13 protein-coding genes are annotated in these 17,536 nt (G+C 73.3%); 1 reads left to right on the top strand and 12 read right to left on the bottom strand.

The annotated features are described in order from the left end of the window. Positions 1-158 precede the first annotated feature (158 nt). From rpmA to MUU72_RS28005, 6 genes are all read right to left on the bottom strand, one after another. Entirely contained in the window at positions 159-416 is a 258-nt protein-coding gene (rpmA, locus tag MUU72_RS28030; protein WP_066974913.1) for a 50S ribosomal protein L27, read from the bottom strand. 14 nt (positions 417-430) lie between these two features. Next, positions 431-751: a 50S ribosomal protein L21 gene (gene rplU / locus MUU72_RS28025; RefSeq protein ID WP_018538042.1), complete on the bottom strand. Its 321-nt coding sequence runs from the start codon at positions 749-751 to the stop codon at positions 431-433. Positions 752-999: 248 nt separating this feature from the next. Next, on the bottom strand, positions 1,000-4,704 hold the full coding sequence (locus MUU72_RS28020; protein WP_248016205.1) for an Rne/Rng family ribonuclease: 3,705 nt from the start codon (positions 4,702-4,704) through the stop codon (positions 1,000-1,002). Between the two features lie 215 nt (positions 4,705-4,919). Continuing rightward, positions 4,920-5,732, bottom strand: a complete 813-nt coding sequence (locus MUU72_RS28015) for a TIGR03936 family radical SAM-associated protein (protein WP_248016204.1) — start codon at positions 5,730-5,732, stop codon at positions 4,920-4,922. A gap of 327 nt (positions 5,733-6,059) precedes the next feature. Further along, complete coding sequence (locus MUU72_RS28010) at positions 6,060-7,985, bottom strand: TIGR03960 family B12-binding radical SAM protein (protein WP_248016203.1); 1,926 nt, start codon at positions 7,983-7,985, stop codon at positions 6,060-6,062. 33 nt (positions 7,986-8,018) lie between these two features. Continuing rightward, a complete protein-coding gene (locus MUU72_RS28005; RefSeq protein ID WP_248016202.1) occupies positions 8,019-9,647 on the bottom strand; it encodes a CYTH and CHAD domain-containing protein in 1,629 nt (542 codons plus the stop codon). A gap of 166 nt (positions 9,648-9,813) precedes the next feature. On the opposite strand from MUU72_RS28005, the gene MUU72_RS28000 reads away from it, so the two are divergent. Further along, positions 9,814-10,281, top strand: a complete 468-nt coding sequence (locus tag MUU72_RS28000) for an ATP-binding protein (RefSeq protein ID WP_248016201.1) — start codon at positions 9,814-9,816, stop codon at positions 10,279-10,281. Between the two features lie 27 nt (positions 10,282-10,308). Here MUU72_RS28000 and MUU72_RS27995 read toward each other — a convergent pair whose 3' ends face one another. The 6 genes from MUU72_RS27995 to ndk all read right to left on the bottom strand — a co-directional run bounded on the left by MUU72_RS27995 (position 10,309) and on the right by ndk (position 17,328). Then, entirely contained in the window at positions 10,309-11,523 is a 1,215-nt protein-coding gene (locus tag MUU72_RS27995; protein ID WP_248016200.1) for an FtsW/RodA/SpoVE family cell cycle protein, read from the bottom strand. After that, a complete protein-coding gene (gene mrdA / locus MUU72_RS27990) occupies positions 11,520-13,664 on the bottom strand; it encodes a penicillin-binding protein 2 (RefSeq protein ID WP_248016199.1) in 2,145 nt (714 codons plus the stop codon). Before mrdA ends, MUU72_RS27995 begins: the two co-directional genes overlap by 4 nt. A 48-nt stretch (positions 13,665-13,712) precedes the next feature. Then, positions 13,713-14,423, bottom strand: a complete 711-nt coding sequence (mreD, locus tag MUU72_RS27985) for a rod shape-determining protein MreD (RefSeq protein WP_248016198.1) — start codon at positions 14,421-14,423, stop codon at positions 13,713-13,715. A gap of 3 nt (positions 14,424-14,426) precedes the next feature. After that, positions 14,427-15,356, bottom strand: a complete 930-nt coding sequence (gene mreC, locus MUU72_RS27980; RefSeq protein ID WP_248016197.1) for a rod shape-determining protein MreC — start codon at positions 15,354-15,356, stop codon at positions 14,427-14,429. 242 nt (positions 15,357-15,598) lie between these two features. Further along, positions 15,599-16,618: a rod shape-determining protein gene (locus MUU72_RS27975; protein ID WP_003985182.1), complete on the bottom strand. Its 1,020-nt coding sequence runs from the start codon at positions 16,616-16,618 to the stop codon at positions 15,599-15,601. Positions 16,619-16,914: 296 nt separating this feature from the next. Continuing rightward, the gene (gene ndk / locus MUU72_RS27970) at positions 16,915-17,328 is read right to left on the bottom strand and encodes a nucleoside-diphosphate kinase (protein ID WP_248016196.1); all 414 of its coding nucleotides are present in this window, start codon (positions 17,326-17,328) and stop codon (positions 16,915-16,917) included. Positions 17,329-17,536: the final 208 nt, after the last annotated feature.

Raw genomic sequence — 17,536 nt, 5'->3', positions numbered from 1 at the left:
TTGTCTGCGTACTGAGCGGAATGGTCCGCTCACGGCGGGGATGCCGGGTGCGGGCGGAATGTCGTGGTCATAACGCGCCAAGGGCGGACCGGTCTTCCCGCTCGCGCGGAAAGAGGCGGTCCGCCCCTGGCGTGCTGCGACGTACGTCCGGGCCCTGGTTACTGGGCGGCCGGGACGATGTTCACGACCTTGCGGCCACGGAAGGTGCCGAACTGCACCGCGCCGGGCTGCAGGGCGAACAGGGTGTCGTCGCCACCGCGGCCGACGCCCTTGCCCGGGTGGAAGTGGGTGCCACGCTGGCGGACCAGGATCTCACCGGCGAGCACGGTCTGACCGCCGAAGCGCTTCACACCGAGCCGCTGCGCGTTGGAGTCGCGACCGTTCCGAGTGGACGATGCGCCCTTCTTGTGTGCCATGTCTCCTCAGTCCCTTACTTCGCCGGAGCGTCGATGCCGGTGATCTTCAGCGCCGTGTGGAGCTGGCGGTGGCCGATCCGCTTCTTGTAACCGGTCTTGTTCTTGTACTTCTGGATCCGGATCTTGTCGCCCTTGTGGTGGTCGACGACCTCGGCCTGGACCTTCACGCCCGCCAGGACCCAGGGGTCGCTGGTGACCGCGTCGCCGTCGACGACCAGCAGCGTGGAGAGCTCGACGGTGTCGCCGACCTTGCTGGTGGAAATGCGGTCAACCTCGATGACGTCGCCAACAGCAACCTTCTGCTGGCGCCCGCCGGTGCGCACGATCGCGTACACGCGGAACTCTCTCTCGCTAGGTATCGGATCCTCTGATGCCAGCCGCTCTCACGGGCTCATGACGTCCCGTGGAATCCGGCCCGCACAAGCGGCGGGCGGGACGAGCGGCCTCCCTCGGCGGAGCCGAGAGGTGTGTGCTCAGAAGGGGTGGTGCCACACAGACACCGACGGTCAAGGTTACGGGGCCTCGACCGGAGGGTCAAACCGGCCCCGGGCCGCCGTGACGGCGGCCCGGGGGCGGGTCCTGCTCAGTCCTCCGCGGACGCCGGCGCCGCGGCCGCGGTCTTCTTGGCCGCCGCCTTCTTCGCCGTCGTCTTCTTCGCGGTGGTCTTCTTCGCCGCGGCCTTCTTGGCGGTGGTCTTCTTCGCCGCCGCCTTCTTGGCCGTGGTCTTCTTCGCCGCCGCCTTCTTCGCGGTCTTCTTGGCCGCGGGCGCCGGCTCGGCGGCCTCCGCGCCCTCGTCCGCCGCGGCGGGCTGCTCGGCGGCCTCGGTGGCGACCGGCTCCGGTGCCGCGGCGGGCGCCTCGGCGGCCGGCCCGCTGATCACGATCGTCCCGGCGGACTCGGCGGCCTCCGGCGAACCGGCCGGCGCGGACACCCGGCGGGTGGCCCGGCGGCGCGTCCGCGGCGGGGCGGCCTCGGCGACCGGAGCGGCCTCCTCGGCGGGCGCGGCGGCCGGCGCGGGCTCCGCGGCCGGCTCCGGAGCCTGCTCGGCCTCCCCGGCCGGCGCGGCGGCCGGCAGCACGATCGCGGCGGCCTCCTCGGCGGCGGCCTTGGGCGCGCCCGCCGGAGCGGACACCTTCCGGCTCACCCGGCGGCGGCCCCGGCCGCGCCCGGCAGCGGCGGCCTCGGCCTCCGCGGGGCTGCCGTACCACTCGTCCGCACCGTCCACCGACGGCTGGAGCTGCGCCTCGGTGACCGCGACCGGCTCCAGCTCCGGCGCCGCCTCCTCGGCCGCCGGTGCCTCGACGGCCTCGGCGGGCTGCTCCGGCTGGGCACCGTTCGCCCCGGCCTTGCCCTTCTTCTTGCGCTTGCCGCCAGCCGACGGCTGGTCCATGTGGACGATCACGCCGCGGCCGTTGCAGTGCACGCACTGCTCGGAGAACGACTCCAGCAGGCCCTGGCCGACCCGCTTGCGGGTCATCTGGACCAGGCCCAGCGAGGTGACCTCGGCCACCTGGTGCTTGGTGCGGTCCCGGCCCAGGCACTCCAGCAGCCGCCGCAGCACCAGGTCGCGGTTGGACTCCAGGACCATGTCGATGAAGTCGATGACCACGATGCCGCCGAGGTCGCGCAGCCGCAGCTGGCGGACGATCTCCTCGGCCGCCTCCAGGTTGTTCCGGGTGACGGTCTCTTCCAGATTGCCGCCCTGGCCGGTGAACTTCCCGGTGTTGACGTCGATCACGACCATGGCTTCGGTCTTGTCGATCACCAGCGAACCGCCGCTGGGGAGCCAGACCTTGCGGTCCAGCGCCTTCATCAGCTGCTCGTCGATCCGGTACGTGGCGAAGACGTCGACCTCGGAGGTCCACCGCTGGAGGCGGTCCGCCAGGTCCGGCGCGACGTGCGCGACATAGCCGTGGATGGTCTCCCAGGCGTCGTCACCGCTGACGATGACCTTGGAGAAGTCCTCGTTGAAGATGTCCCGGACGACCCGGACGGTCATGTCCGGCTCGCCGTAGAGCAGGCTCGGCGAGCTGGTCGAGGCCGCCTTCGCCTTCTTCTGGATCTCCTCCCACTGCGCCTGGAGCCGCTCCACGTCGCGGCGCAGCTCGTCCTCGCTGGCGCCCTCCGCGGCGGTGCGCACGATGACGCCCGCGTCCTCGGGGACGATCTTCTTGAGGATCTGCTTCAGCCGGGCCCGCTCGGTGTCCGGGAGCTTGCGGCTGATGCCGGTCATCGAGCCCTCGGGCACGTAGACCAGGTAGCGGCCGGGCAGCGAGACCTGGCTGGTCAGCCGGGCGCCCTTGTGGCCGATCGGGTCCTTGGTGACCTGGACCAGGACGGACTGGCCGGACTTCAGCGCGGTCTCGATGCGGCGCGGCCCGTTGGCCATGCCCAGCGCCTCGAAGTTGACCTCGCCCGCGTAGAGCACGGCGTTGCGGCCCTTGCCGATGTCGACGAAGGCGGCCTCCATCGACGGCAGGACGTTCTGCACCTTGCCCAGGTAGACGTTGCCGACGTAGCTGGTGGCCTGCTCCTTGTTGACGAAGTGCTCGACGAGGACGTTGTCCTCCAGCACGCCGATCTGGGTGCGCTCGCCGCTCTGGCGGACCACCATCACCCGCTCGACGGCCTCACGGCGGGCCAGGAACTCCGCCTCGGTGATGATCGGCACCCGGCGGCGGCCCTGCTCGCGGCCCTCGCGGCGGCGCTGCTTCTTGGCCTCCAGGCGCGTCGAGCCCTTGATGGACTGGACCTCGTCGGCGCCGGTGCCCTCGTCCTTCTTGCGGGGCTCGCGGACCTTGACGACGGTGCGCTCGGGGTCGTCGGCGTGGGTGGCCTCGGCCTCCGCGGTCTCGCCGCTGCGCCGGCGACGGCGCCGGCGACGGCGGCTGCTGCTGGAGCTGACGCCGGCCTCGGCGGCCTCCGCCTCCTCCTGCTCGGCCTCGGCGCCCTCGGCCTCCTCCTCGGCGGCCGGCTCCTCGGCGGCGTGCTCGTCGGCGTGCTCGTCGAGGCCGTCGGCGGCCTCCCCGCGGCGACGGCGGCGGCCGCCCCGGCGGCGGCGGCGCGAGGGACGCTCGCCCTCCTCGCCGGCCGCGGTGCCGTCGTGCTCCTCCTCGGGCTCCTCGGCGGCCTCCTCGACCGCCGGCTCCTCGGTCACGGCGGACGGCGCGGCGGTCACCGGCTCGGCCTCGGGGGCCTCGGCGCGGCGCCGGCGACGGCGGCGGGCGGCGCCGGTGGCCGCCTCCTCCGGCTCGGTCTCGGCCGCTTCCGCCTCCAGGCGGGCGGCGGCGTGCGCGGCGGCGGCGCTCTCCGGGGTCTGGAACATCGGCTCGGTGAAGACCGGAGCCTGGAACACGGCCGTCGGGGGCCGCTGCGCCCGGCGGCGGCCACGCACCGGCTCCTGCGCGGCGGGCTCCTCCGCGGTGCGGGCGGCGGGGGCCTCGACCGGGGCGGCCTCGGCGCGGCGGCGGGTGCGGCGGCGCGGGGCCTCGGCCTCGGCGGGCTCGGCGGCGGGGGCCTCGGCGGGCGCCTCCGGGGCACCGGCCGGAGCCGTCGCCTTACGGGTCGCCCGGCGACGCGCACGGGCCGGACGCGCCTCCTCCTCGGCGGGCGCGGCGGCCTCGGCGGGAGCGGCGGCCTCGGTCTCCGCCGCCTCCTCTTCCTCGGCGGGCTCCTCGGCGGCGGGCTCCGGGGCCGGGGCGGCGGTCTTACGGGTGGCGCGGCGGCGCGTACGGGCCGGACGGGCCTCCTCCTCGGCCGGAGCAGCGGGCGCCTCCTCGGCGGCGGGCTCGGCGGCAGGGGCCTGGGCGGGCGCCTCCTCGGCGGCGGCCGGGGCACCGGCCGGAGCCGTCGCCTTACGGGTCGCCCGGCGGCGCGTACGGGCCGGACGGGCCTCCTCCTCGGCCGGAGCGGCGGCCTCGGCGGGCGCGGCGGCCTCGGTGGCGGGCGCCTCGGCGGGCTCGGCCGCGGCGGTCTCCTCGGCGGGGCGCGGGGCCCCGGCGGGCGCGGTCGCCTTGCGGGTCGCCCGGCGGCGCGGGCGGGCCGGACGGGCCTCTTCCGCGGCGGCCTCGGCCGCGGGCGCGGGGGCCTCCTCGGCCGCCGGCTGCGGGGCCGCCGGGGCGTCGCTGCTCACGACCGTGGTCGCGGCGGCCGCGGCGGACGGCGGGCCGGCCGGGCGGGACGCCGCGCGGCGCCGGCGGCGCGGCGGCAGGGTGTCGCCGGGGGTGCTGTTCTCACCCTCGCGGTCCGCGGACCGCGAGGAATCGGTGGGCTCAATAGCTTCGAGCATGCGGGCGGTTCTCCCGTCACGCTCCCGGGCGCCGCGCCTGGGTCCGGCCGCGGTCCGCGCGCGGGGCGCGGTTCCGCAGTCCGGGGCGCGGGCGCCGCACGGGAGCTGTCGTCTCGCTCGCCGGGCCCGTGGTCCGGGCCGGCGAAAGTCTCCTGGTCAGTGCGTCCGCCGGACCGGGGTCGGGCCCTGGTTGATCGGCGGCGCCACGACGCGTCCTACGCGGTCCCTTCCCCGGAAATCGCCGGGGAGGCCCCGCTCGCAGCCTGCGCGGTACCCACCCCGGCGGCCGTGGTTGGAGCGGCCGTGGCAGCGTCGCGGTCGGGCGCCAGCGGGTCGGTCACCGCGCCGGTCTCCTCATCGAGCAGCCCCTGCGCCAGCCTGGTCACCGCTGCGGGGACCGGCGGCGCCAGGTCGGCCGTAACCCGGAGGCCGGACAGGACGTCGTCGGGTCGAACGGCAGGTGTCAGATGCCGAACAACCAGCCGCAGTATCGCACAGGCACCGCCGCCGGGCCTATCGCCCGCACTCCCGTCGGCCGGGACGGCCTCCAGGCGCGCCACCGCGCCGCGGGCGTCGAAGGTGCGCAGGCCGTTCTTGGTGCGCCGCTCGACCGGCACCTCGCCGGCGGCCAGGAACGCCTCCACGGCGCGCCCGGCCTCCTCGGTACCGACCCCGTCGAGGCGGAGTTCCCACACCGACGCCTGGAGCCGGTCGGCGAGGCCGCTGGTGCGGGCCTCCACGGCTTCGGTGACGTCGAGGCCGGCCGGCAGCGACGCGTCGAGCAGCGCGCGGACGGCCTCCGGGTCGCGGTGCTCGGTGAGCTGGATCTCCAGGTACTCGGCCTCGCTGCCGGTGCCGGTCGGTGCGGCGTTGGCGTACGACACCTTGGGGTGCGGGGTGAAGCCGGCCGAATAGGCCATGGGGACCTCGGCGCGGCGCAGCGCCCGCTCGAAAGCGCGCTGGAAGTCGCGGTGGCTGGTGAACCGGAGGCGGCCGCGCTTGGTGTAGCGCAGTCGGATGCGCTGCACCGCGGGTGCGGGCGGCGGGCCTTCGGGCTGTCGCTTGCCCAGTGTTACTTCTCCTTGGTGTCAGGGCGCGGCGGGTGCCGCCCCGTCCGGACCGCCCCCGCGTGGGCGGGGACACATCGCGCCCGGACGTCTTTACCTAGAGTACGTGCCGCGCCGCCGGCCGGTTCCCGCCGGGGCGCCCGGGCCGCCCGCCGCGGCCCCGGACGCGCGGCGGAAACCACGCGGACGGGTGGGCCGCCGGCGCCCCGGCCGCCCGGCGCGGCGCGGGCTCCGTACGCCGGCGGCCCGGCTCCGCCGGGACGGGGCCGGGCCGGGCGTGCGGCGGGGCTACTTGACGACCGTGAGCGGCAGCAGCTTCTTGCCGGTGGGGCCGATCTGGATCTCGGTGCCCATCTGCGGGCAGACGCCGCAGTCGAAGCACGGGGTCCAGCGGCAGTCCTCGACCTCGGTCTCGTCGAGGGCGTCCTGCCAGTCCTCCCAGAGCCAGTCCTTGTCGAGGCCGGAGTCGAGGTGGTCCCAGGGCAGGACCTCCTCGTAGCCGCGCTCGCGGGTGGTGTACCAGGCGACGTCCACGCCGAACTCCGGCAGCGCCTTCTCCGCGGCCGCCATCCAGCGGTCGTAGGAGAAGTGCTCGCGCCAGCCGTCGAAGCGGCCGCCGTCGTCGTAGACCGCCCGGATGACCGCGCCGATCCGGCGGTCGCCGCGGGAGAGCAGGCCCTCGACGATGCCGGGCTTGCCGTCGTGGTAGCGGAAGCCGATGGAGCGGCCGTACTTCTTGTCGCCGCGGATCTTGTCGCGGAGCTTGGCCAGGCGGGCGTCGGTCTCCTCGGCGGAGAGCTGCGGGGCCCACTGGAAGGGGGTGTGCGGCTTGGGGACGAAACCGCCGATGGAGACCGTGCAGCGGATGTCGTTGGAGTTCGACACCTCGCGGCCCTTGGCGATGACCTTGGTGGCCATGTCGGCGATCTGGAGGACGTCGTCGTCGGTCTCGGTGGGCAGGCCGCACATGAAGTAGAGCTTCACCTGGCGCCAGCCGTTGCCGTAGGCGGTGGCGACGGTCCGGATCAGGTCCTCTTCGGAGACCATCTTGTTGATGACCTTGCGGATCCGCTCGCTGCCGCCCTCGGGGGCGAAGGTCAGGCCGGAGCGGCGGCCGTTGCGGGTCAGCTCGTTGGCGAGATCGATGTTGAAGGCGTCGACGCGGGTCGACGGCAGCGACAGGCCGATCTTGTCTTCCTCGTACCGGTCGGCGAGGCCCTTGGCGATGTCGCCGATCTCGGTGTGGTCCGCGGAGGACAGCGACAGCAGGCCGACCTCCTCGAATCCCGTGGCGGCCAGACCCTTGTCCACCATCTCGCCGATGCCGGTGATGCTTCGCTCCCGGACGGGACGCGTGATCATGCCGGCCTGGCAGAAGCGGCAGCCGCGGGTGCAGCCACGGAAGATCTCGACCGACATCCGCTCGTGGACGGTCTCGGCCAGGGGGACGAGCGGCTGCTTGGGGTAGGGCCACTCGTCGAGGTCCATGACGGTGTGCTTGGAGACCCGCCACGGGACGCCGGAGCGGTTCGGCACGACGCGCGAGATGCGGCCGTCGGCGAGGTACTCCACGTCGTAGAACTTGGGGACGTAGACGTTGCCCGTCCGCGCCAGGCGGAAGAGGACCTCGTCGCGGCCGCCGGGGCGGCCCTCGGCCTTCCACTCGCGGATGATCGCGGTGATGTCCAGGACCGCCTGCTCGCCGTCGCCGATGACCGCGCAGTCGAGGAAGTCGGCGATCGGCTCGGGGTTGAAGGCGGCGTGGCCGCCGGCCAGGACCAGCGGGTGGTCCTCGGTGCGGTCCTTGGCCTCCAGCGGGATGCCGGCCAGGTCGAGCGCGGTGAGCATGTTGGTGTAGCCCAGCTCGGTGGAGAAGCTCAGCCCGAACACGTCGAAGGCGCCGACCGGCCGGTGGCTGTCGACGGTGAACTGCGGCACCCGGTGCTCGCGCATCAGCGCTTCCAGGTCCGGCCAGACGCTGTAGGTGCGCTCGGCGAGCACGCCCTCCTGCTCGTTGAGGACCTCGTAGAGGATCATGACGCCCTGGTTGGGCAGCCCGACCTCGTAGGCGTCGGGGTACATGAGCGCCCAGCGGACGTCACAGGAATCCCAGTCCTTGACGGTGGAATTCAGCTCTCCGCCGACGTACTGGATCGGCTTCTGCACGTGGGGGAGCAGGGCCTCAAGCTGTGGGAAGACCGATTCGGCAGGCATCTCGACGAACTTTCGTGAGCTGGCAAGGGCGACTCACAAGCGTAACCCGCCCGGCGGCGCCTCCGGGCACGCCGGCGGTACGACAGGTTCCGGGGGCCCGGGCGGCTCCCCGGGGCCGGCGAGCCGGGAGAACTCCGCCCAGCGGCCCGGCAGCGCGCGCTCCAGGTCAGCCGCGCGGGCCTCCTCGCGGCCGTAGAGCAGGCCGAAGGTGAATCCGCTCTCGCCGGCCCGGCGGGCCTCCTCGGCCAGGTCGCGCAGCGCGGCGCGGGCCACCACGCCGTCCTGGTGGTCGCCGAGCAGCTGCTGGAGCTCCTTGGCACCGGCGGTGATCTCGCGGGCCGGGCGGCCGAGCGCCGGGGTGGCCGCCTCCGCGGCGTAGCGGGCGCGTTTGGCGGCCTTGCGGGCGCGGTGCAGCGCCACGTCGCGGGCGGGGCCGGCGGGGGTGCCGAGGGCGGCCTCGATCCGGCGGGCCAGCCGCCGGCAGTCGTCGCGGACGGCGCGGGCGGCGGCGGGCGGTGCGGGGCCGGCGGCCGGTCCGCGCAGCGGCGGGGCGCCGAGGAGGGTGTGCAGGTCCTGGAGGAGGGCGAGGTAGCGCGGGCCGTCCAGGGCGCCCAGCACCCGGTCGCGGGCACCCGCCCGGCTCCGGGCCGACCAGGCGCGCAGCCGCCCCGCCACCGGGCCCATCCGCAGGGGGCGGTCCACCCCGGCCAGTGCGGAGGTGAGCCGCCCGGCCAGTACCTCCTGGTCCCGTCCGGCCCCCAACTCCGCGGCCAGCCACCGGAGTTCACCACCCAGCGGATCGGTGGCGGCCCGGTCCAGGACCGCGCCGTAGGAGCGGAACGCGCTGCGCAGGCGGCGGGTGGCGACCCGCATCCGGTGCACCGCGTCGGGCAGGTCGCGCCGGACCGCCGGATCCAGCTCGACGAGCGCCCGCACCTGGGTGCGCACGTAGCCGAGGACGAGGTCGCCGGCGGTGCTTCCGGCGTCGCCGGGGGGCGGCTGGGCGGGGGGCGCGGGGGCGGTGCCGGCGGGGGCGGTCGCGGCCAGCACGCGGGCCAGTTTGGACGGCGCCGGCGAGGGGCGCGCGCCGGCCTCGGCCAGCAGCCGCTCGACCTCGTCCAGCAGGCCCCCGTCCGCGGCACCGCCGGCCAGTTCCACCTCGATCTCCCGCCAGCGGACCCGGCCGCCGGCCCCCTCCGGGTGCAGCCGGCGGGCCTCGACCTCGTCCACCGCGACCTCGGCGAGCGGGCGGCCCGCGGCGTCCCGCAGCTCGCGCACGGTGCGCCGGGTCCGCAGCCGGACGAGGGGGACCAGGGCCGCGCCGCGGGTGCGGGAGCGGACCAGGGCGGTCAGTTCGGGGGGCGGGGAGCCGGAGAGCGGGGCGCGGAGCTCGTCGCGCACCGGGGCGGGCGCGCCGGGGACGGCGGCCGGGAGCTTGAGGTGCCAGCCCGCGTCCGGGCCGCCGGTACGCCGCCGCAGGGTGACGCCCTCCGCGGCCAGGCGCTGGTCGGCGGTGTCGTAGTAGACCGCGTCGAGGAGGTCCGGGTCCCGTGCGGTGACGGTGGCGACCCGGGCGGCGCGGGTCAGGTCGGGCAGGGCGGCGGGGCCGGGGAGGGCGTCCGCCTCGTATTTCCGCTCGATCTCCCGCACGGTGTCCGCCATGCCTCGAATCTAGCCAGCCGCCGGGAGCCCGACCAGCGGCCGGACCGGGACCGGCGGCGGTTCCCGCCCCGGGCGGGTGGCATCGCCGACACACGGTGTCTTACGGTGTGTGACAAGCCGTCCACACAGCGTGGCAACCGGCGTTCGACCGACACCGGGAGAAACCGTGCACCCCGACACCGCAGCCGTCGCCCGGCCCCCGCTCCGCGTCGCGGCGGGCGCCCGCCCCTATCTGCTGACGGCACCGAGCCGGCCCACCGCCCCGAAGACCTCCCGGGACTTCGTGGCGGCGGTGCTGCGCCGCGGCCCGCTCGCCCCGCTGCGGGAGACCGCCGTGCTGCTCACCTCCGAGGCGGTGACCCGGGCCCATCTGCGCACGCCGCCGTCCGCGGACCTCCTGCTGCGGGTCCTGACCGGCCCCGGCGGCCTGCGGATCAGCGTCCACCACGAGGGCCCGGCGGTCCCCGGGGCGCGCACGCCCGCGGCGGCCTGGGCCGGGCCGGCCCTGCTGGAGCGGGATCCGGCGCACGGGCTGCTGCTGATCAGCCGGCTCGCCGGCGACTGGGGCACGACCCCGTTCGAGGGTCCGCCGCACACCACGTCGCTGTGGTTCGAGCTGTACCCCGGCCGCTGACCGGCGCGCGGGGCGGCGGGCCCGGCCTCAGCGGGACGCGGAGACCGGGCGCTGGACGCGGATCGACTGGAGCAGCCCGATGGCGATCCAGACCGCGAACATCGACGTGCCGCCGTAGGAGACGAACGGCAGCGGCAGACCGGTGACGGGCATGATGCCCAGGGTCATCCCGATGTTCTCGAAGGACTGGAAGGCGAACCACGCGATGATCCCGGCGGACACGATCGTGCCGTAGAGCTCGCCGGTCTCCCGGGCGATCCGGCAGGCGCGCCAGAGCACCACGCCGAGCAGCACGATGATCAGGCCCGCGCCGAGGAAGCCCAGCTCCTCGCCGGCGACCGTGAAGATGAAGTCGGTCTGCTGCTCGGGGACGAACTGGCCGGTGGTCTGGCTGCCGTGGAAGAGGCCGGAGCCGGTCAGTCCGCCGCCGCCGATGGCGATCCGGGCCTGGTTGGTGTTGTAGCCGACACCGGCCGGGTCCAGGCTCGGGTTGGCGAACGCGGCGAACCGGGCGATCTGGTAGGCGTCCAGCAGCCCCAGCTGCCAGATGGCGACGCAGCCGACGACACCGGTGCCCAGCAGGCCCAGGATCCAGCGGTTGGAACAGCCGCTGGCGAGCAGCACGCCGAGGATGATGGCGCCGAGCACCATCACCGAGCCGAGGTCCGGCATCAGCATGATCACCCCGACCGGCACCGCGGCCAGGCCCAGGGCCTGCACGACGGTGCGGTGGTCGGGGTACGGGCGGTCGCCGGCGTCCACCCGGGCGGCCAGGATCATCGCCATGCCCAGGGTGATGGTGATCTTGGTGAACTCGGCGGGCTGGAGCGAGAAGCCGCCGGGGATCGCCAGCCAGGAGCGGGAGCCGTTGATGGTGGCGCCCAGCGGCGTCAGCACCAGCGCCGCCAGCAGCACCGAGAGGCCGAAGAGCACCGGGACGGCACCGCGCAGGGTGCGGTGGCCGAGCCAGATGGTGCCGGCCGCCAGGGCCACGCCGATCGCGGTGTTCAGCAGGTGGTGGACGAAGAAGAAGTACTCGTCGCCCTTGTTGAGTTCGGTGCGGTTGCGGGTGGCGGAGAAGACCAGCAGCGAGCCCAGCAGGGAGAGCACCAGACAGGACAGCAGCAGTATCCAGTCCAGCTTGCGCACCACGGAGTCGCGTGCCGTCAGCCGGCTCCACAGCCCCTGGTCGGGGCCGTAGCGGCGGACGGAGAAGGCCCGGGAGAAGAGCGGCGTGGTCACTGCTGGGGGCTCCCGGAGGGCGACGGCGACGGGTCGGCGGGCGGCGGCTTGATGGGCGGGGAGACGATGGTGCCGTCACTCTCGATCTTGGGCAGCTTGGCCTCGGGCTTCGGCAGCAGCGCCGCCCCGGGGTCGATCTCGCCCTTGTCGTTGACGCCGTAGAGCGCGTTGTAGATCTTGCGGACGGCCGGGCCGGAGGCGCCCGAGCCGGTACCACCCTGGGAGATGGTCATCACGATCGTGTAGTCCTTGGTGTACGTCGCGAACCACGAGGTGGTCTGCTTGCCGTAGACCTCGGCGGTACCGGTCTTGGCGTGCATCGGGATCTTGTCCTGCGGCCAGCCCTGGAAGCGCCAGGCGGCGGTGCCCCGTTCGGTGACGCCCTGGAGCGCGGCGTCGATCTGCTGGAGCGTCTTGGGGCTGTCCGGCAGCCGGCCGTGCGAGCGGGGCTCGATCATCTGCACCTTCTTGCCGTCGGGGCTGACGATGGCCTTGCCGACGGTGGGGTTGTAGAGGGTGCCGCCGTTGGCCAGGGCCCCGTAGATCGTCGCCATCTGGATCGGGGTGACGAGGGTGTCGCCCTGGCCGATCGCGTAGTTGATCGAGTCGTAGGCGTGCAGCTTCATGCCTTCGAGGCAGTTCTCCCGGGCGAGCTTGGAGACGTAGTCATTGGCGTCCTTGGGGTGCGCGCACCAGCTGTCCTTGTTGGCCTGCCAGAAGGCGTTCTTCCACTGGCGGTCGGGGACCCGGCCCTTGACCTCGTTGGGCAGGTCGATGCCGGTCTCCTTGCCGAGGCCGAACTGGTGGGCGGTCTTGTAGAACCAGTCGCGCGGGTTCTTGACCGGCTTGTCCCCGCCGTCCTTCTTCCACTCGTCGTGCCCCAGGCGGTAGAAGACGGTGTCGCAGGAGACCTCCAGCGCGCGCCCCAGGCTGATGTCGCCCTGCGATTCGCCCTCGAAGTTCTTGAAGACCTGGCCGCCGATGCTGTACGAGCTGGTGCACGGGTAGTGGCCGTCGAAGGGGTAGCCGGCGTTCACCGCGGCCGAGGTCGAGATGACCTTGAAGATCGAGCCGGGGGCGGCCTGGCCCTGGATGGCGCGGTTGAGCAGCGGGTAGTCGGAGTCCTTGCCGGTGAGCTTGGCGTAGTCCTTGCCGGAGATGCCGCCGACCCAGGCGTTGGGGTCGTAGCTGGGGTTGGAGGCCATCGCCACCACCCGGCCGGTCTTCGCCTCCATCACGACCACGGCGCCCGAGTCCGCCTTGTAGTTGGTGCCGGTGTTCCGGTCGACCTGGGTGCGGGCGTCCTTCATGGCCTGTTCCAGCTCTTTTTCCGCTATGGCCTGGACGCGGGCGTCGATGCTGGTGATCAGGGTCGAACCGGCCTGGCCCTTGTCGCTCTTGGCCTGCCCGATGACCCGGCCGAGGTTGTCGACCTCGTAGCGGGTGACGGCGGCCTTGCCGCGCAGGTACGTGTCGTACTGCCGCTCCAGGCCGGACCGGCCGACCTGGTCGGAGCGCAGCAGCGGCGACGGCCCGTCCTTGGCCTTCTTGATCTCCTCGTCGGTGACCGGCGAGAGGTAGCCGAGGACCTGCGCGGTGTTGGCCTTGCCGGGGGCCGGGTAGCGGCGCACGGCGGTGGGCTGGGCGCTGATGCCGGGGAAGTCCTCGGAGCGCTCGCGGATCTGGAGGGCCTGCTGGGTGGTGGCCTTGTCGGTGATCGGGATGGGCTGGTACGGCGAGCCGTTCCAGCAGGGCTGCGGCGTCTTGGCGTCGCAGAGCCGGACCTTGTTGCGGATCTCCTGGGCCGGCATGTTCAGCACCTTGGCCAGCCGGGCCAGCACGGCCTTGCCGCCGTCCTTCATCTTCAGCAGGTCGGTGCGGCTGGCGGAGACCACGAGCCGGGTCTGGTTGTCGGCCAGCGGCACCCCGCGGGCGTCCAGGATGGAGCCGCGGGTGGCCGGGTCGATGACCTGCTGGACGTGGTTCGAACGGGCCTTGGCGGCGTACTCCTGGCCGTTGCGGATCTGGAGGTACCACAGCCGGCCGCCGAGCGTCGCCAGCAGCGAGAAGACCAGGATCTGGATCGCGACGAGCCGGATGGTGACCCGCGAGGTCTTCCCGGTCTCGGGAATGTTACTCATGGCGCGCAGCGCCTCCTTCGGGGGCGGCGGGCGTCGGGCGGGCGGTGCTCACAGGCGCTTGACCCCCTTGAGGCCCTTGACCCCCTTGGTGCGTCCGCCCCGGGCCGGTTTCGGCACCCGGCCGGTGCGCAGCGCCTTCATCGCGTTGCGGCTGGACTTCAGGCCGGTACCCGTCGTCAGCCAGGAGCCGGCGTCGCCGCTCCCCCAGCCGTGCCGCCCGGCCACCGCCCCGCCGCCGCTGTCGGTGGCCAGCGGGTCGTGCTCCGTCCGGCGGGCCACCGCCATCACCAGCGGCACGGTGAAGGGCGCCAGCAGCAGGTCGTAGAGGGTGGCGCTGAGCAGCAGGCCGACCAGGCCCACGTGGCGCGCGGCGGTGTCCCCGACCAGCGAGCCGACCCCGGCGTACAGCAGCGTGGAGCCGATCGCGGCGCCGATGACGACGACCAGCGGCAGCGTCGCCGAACGGTGCTGGCCGCCGTCCGGCCTGGTCAGGCCCGCGGCGTAGCCGATGACGCACAGGACCAGGGCGTAGCGGCCGATGGCGTGGTCGGCGGGCGGCGCGAGGTCGGCGAGCAGTCCGGCGCCGAAGCCGATGAGCGAGCCGCCGACATGGCCGTAGACCAGCGCCAGCCCGACCACCACCAGCATCAGCAGGTCGGGGACGGCACCCGGCAGGTGGAGTCTGGCGAGGATGCTGACCTGGATGATCAGGGCGACCACCACCAGCGGGGTGGCGAGCAGGATCCGGTTGATGCGCATCGGTCAGCTCCTCGGTGAAGCGCTCGCGGAGGGGGTGGCCGTGACGGTGACCGTCGGCGTCGGCCTGGGCTTGACCGGGGGCGGCAGGACGGTGTCCCGCGGGTCCTGGCGGGGCGGCTGGACGACCACGCCGACGACGTCGAGCGCCGAGAAGGAGACGAACGGCCGGACCTGGACGGTGCGGGTCAGATCGCCGTTGAGCGGCTCGACGCGGCTGACCGTGCCGACCGGTACGCCGGGCACGAACGGCTTGTCCTTGCTGGAGCCGAAGGTGACCAGGCGGTCGCCCTTCTTGACGTCGGCCCGGCCGTTGAGCAGCTGCACGCGGAGCGAGCGCACGCCCTGGCCGTTGGCGAAGCCGATCTCGTTGGTCTTCTCCATCCGGGTGCCGACGGTGAACTCCGGGTCGGCGGCGAGCAGCACCGTGGAGGTGTGCGCGGTGACGGTGGTGATCCGGCCGACCAGCCCGTCCCCGTTGAGGACCGTCATGTCGCGGGCGATGCCGTCCCGGCTGCCGGCGTCGATGGTGACGGTCCAGGAGAAGCCCTGCGCGGAGCCGATGGCGATGACCTCGGCGCCCTTGATGGCGTACTGGCCGGTGGCCGCGGTCTTGAGGATCTTGTCGAGCTCCGCGGCGCGGTTGCGGTTGCGGTCGGGCGAGCCGAGCTTGAGGCGCAGCGCGGCGTTCTCGTGCTCCAGGCGGCTGATCCGGCTGTGCCGCTCGCCGGAGTCCCGTACCGCGCTGACGGCGTTGCCGACCGGGTTGACGACGCGGGCCACGCCGCGCTCGACCGGGCCGAAGGCGGAGGCGGCGGCTTGCCGGGCACCGTCGAGCGGGGACTGTTCGCCGCCGCGGATATCGACCGTGATCAGCGCGAACGCGATCGCTACCAGCAGCACCAGCAGCAGCCGGCTCTCTCGTGTGTCCCTCACGTGCGGCGGCCGTGTCCTTCCTCGTAGGACCGGCCGGCTGCGGGCCCCGCCGGTCTCGTTCGGGGGTTGAGCGTTGTGCCTTGCGGTGACGGCGCGGTGGTGGAACGTCAGTGCACCGTGTCTGTGGGGGCGTTGCGGTATGGATCAGCGGCCCGGCGGGCGGACCGGCTGCTTGTGTTCCATGGTGCCCGGCCGCCGCGAACGCCGTGTGACGGCCTCGCGACGGACCGGGGACCGGAGCGTCAGCGGCGCGGCTGGGAGTCCAGGACCTGCTGGAGCGCCTCGAACTCCTCGACGCACTTGCCGGAACCCAGCGCGACCGAGTCGAGCGGGTCCTCGGCGATGTGGATCGGCATACCGGTCTCGCGGCGCAGCCGCTCGTCCAGGCCGCGCAGCAGCGCACCGCCACCCGTGAGAACGATGCCGCGGTCCATCACGTCACCGGACAGCTCCGGCGGGCACTTGTCGAGCGTCGTCTTGACCGCGTCGACGATGGAGTTGACCGGCTCCTCGATGGCCTTGCGGACCTCGGCCGCCGAGATGACCACGGTCTTGGGCAGGCCGGAGACCAGGTCGCGGCCGCGGATCTCGGTGTGCTCGTCCTGCTCCAGGTCGTACGCCGAACCGATGGTGATCTTGATGGACTCGGCGGTGCGCTCGCCCAGCAGGAGGCTGTACTCCTTCTTGATGTGCTGGATGATCGCGTTGTCCAGCTCGTCGCCGGCGACCCGGATGGACTGGGCGGTGACGATGCCGCCGAGCGAGATGACCGCGACCTCGGTGGTGCCGCCGCCGATGTCCACGACCATGTTGCCGGTGGCCTCGTGGACCGGCAGGCCGGAACCGATCGCGGCGGCCATCGGCTCCTCGATGATGTGCACCTGGCGGGCACCGGCCTGGGTCGACGCCTCGATGACCGCGCGGCGCTCAACTCCCGTGATTCCGGAGGGAACGCAGACCACCACCCGCGGACGGGCGAGGTAGCGCCGCTTGTGGATCTTGAGGATGAAGTAGCGGAGCATCCGCTCGGTGATCTCGAAGTCGGCGATCACCCCGTCCTTCAGGGGGCGTACGGCGACGATGTTGCCGGGCGTCCGCCCGATCATCTTCTTCGCCTCGGCGCCCACCGCGAGGATGCCACCGGTGTTGGTGTTGATGGCCACGACCGACGGTTCGTTGAGGACGATGCCGCGGCCCCTGACGTACACCAGCGTGTTGGCGGTCCCGAGGTCGACAGCCATGTCACGGCCGATGAACGACATGTTGTTCCCCATGAGGATACGTCTGGCCTTCCCAACTGGAGCGAATGCTTACTTTGAGGTCGGCAGGAGGTGATGCGCTGTGCCGCGCGGAAGCCTCCATCGTAGTTCGTAGTGTCCCCACACGAACACGGCGGGAGGCCGTTCCGCCATTGTCAGCCGTACACGCACCCGCCCCCCTTAATGGTGACGTCGTGTCGCGGGAACGCGTTCCCCCGCGCACGGCGAATACACCGAGGGGCGACCGATGATTTCATCGGTCGCCCCTGGTCACAAGGGGGTTGGCCGCTGACTTCGGGTCAGGAATTGCCGGGGAAGAAAATCTTGATCTCGCGCTCGGCGGACTCTTCGGAATCCGAGGCGTGGATGAGATTTTCCCGGGTGATCGTTCCGAAGTCCCCACGAATGGACCCACTCGGCGCGGCAATCGGGTCAGTGGGGCCGGCCAGCGCGCGGACGCCCTCGATGACCCGCTCGCCCTCGACGACCATCGAGACGACCGGCCCGGACGCCATGAACTCCACCAGCGGCTCGTAGAACGGCTTGCCGACGTGCTCGGCGTAGTGCTGCTCCAGCACCTCGCGGCCGAGGGTCCGCAGCTCCAGCGCGGTGATCGTCCAGTTGGCCTTGCGCTCGATACGGCGGATGATCTCGCCGACCAGGCCGCGCTTGACGGCGTCGGGCTTGAGCAGGACGAGGGTGCGCTGGCTCACGGAGGTACTCCCTGGTATCTGAACGACGATCAGCGCCCGCCAGGCTATCGCCTGGGCGGCGGGCCGTTTGTGACCGGGTTGGCTTGGCTTGCTTCCCACGGTGCCTGTGCCTGCGGCGGGCCTGCGTACGTTGTCGGGTTTCCCGCCGTGCGAGTGCCTGTGCGTTGCGCCTCCGGCGCTCTGGGGCCCCTCGCTGCGCGGGGCGGGT

It is taken from the genome of Streptomyces rhizoryzae (assembly GCF_023155275.1).
Classification (GTDB): Bacteria; Actinomycetota; Actinomycetes; order Streptomycetales; family Streptomycetaceae; genus Streptomyces; species Streptomyces rhizoryzae.
The sequence above is the reverse complement of the archived record's forward strand: the minus strand, read 5'-3'. Positions and strand labels throughout refer to the sequence as shown.

Coding starts and splice junctions, on each gene's coding strand:
- rpmA (WP_066974913.1), bottom strand. CDS start 416: ATGGCACACAAGAAGGGCGCATCGTCCACTCGGAACGGTCGCGACTCC.
- MUU72_RS28020 (WP_248016205.1), bottom strand. CDS start 4,704: ATGCTCGAAGCTATTGAGCCCACCGATTCCTCGCGGTCCGCGGACCGC.
- MUU72_RS28010 (WP_248016203.1), bottom strand. CDS start 7,985: ATGCCTGCCGAATCGGTCTTCCCACAGCTTGAGGCCCTGCTCCCCCAC.
- MUU72_RS28005 (WP_248016202.1), bottom strand. CDS start 9,647: ATGGCGGACACCGTGCGGGAGATCGAGCGGAAATACGAGGCGGACGCC.
- mrdA (WP_248016199.1), bottom strand. CDS start 13,664: ATGAGTAACATTCCCGAGACCGGGAAGACCTCGCGGGTCACCATCCGG.
- mreD (WP_248016198.1), bottom strand. CDS start 14,423: ATGCGCATCAACCGGATCCTGCTCGCCACCCCGCTGGTGGTGGTCGCC.
- MUU72_RS27975 (WP_003985182.1), bottom strand. CDS start 16,618: ATGTCGTTCATCGGCCGTGACATGGCTGTCGACCTCGGGACCGCCAAC.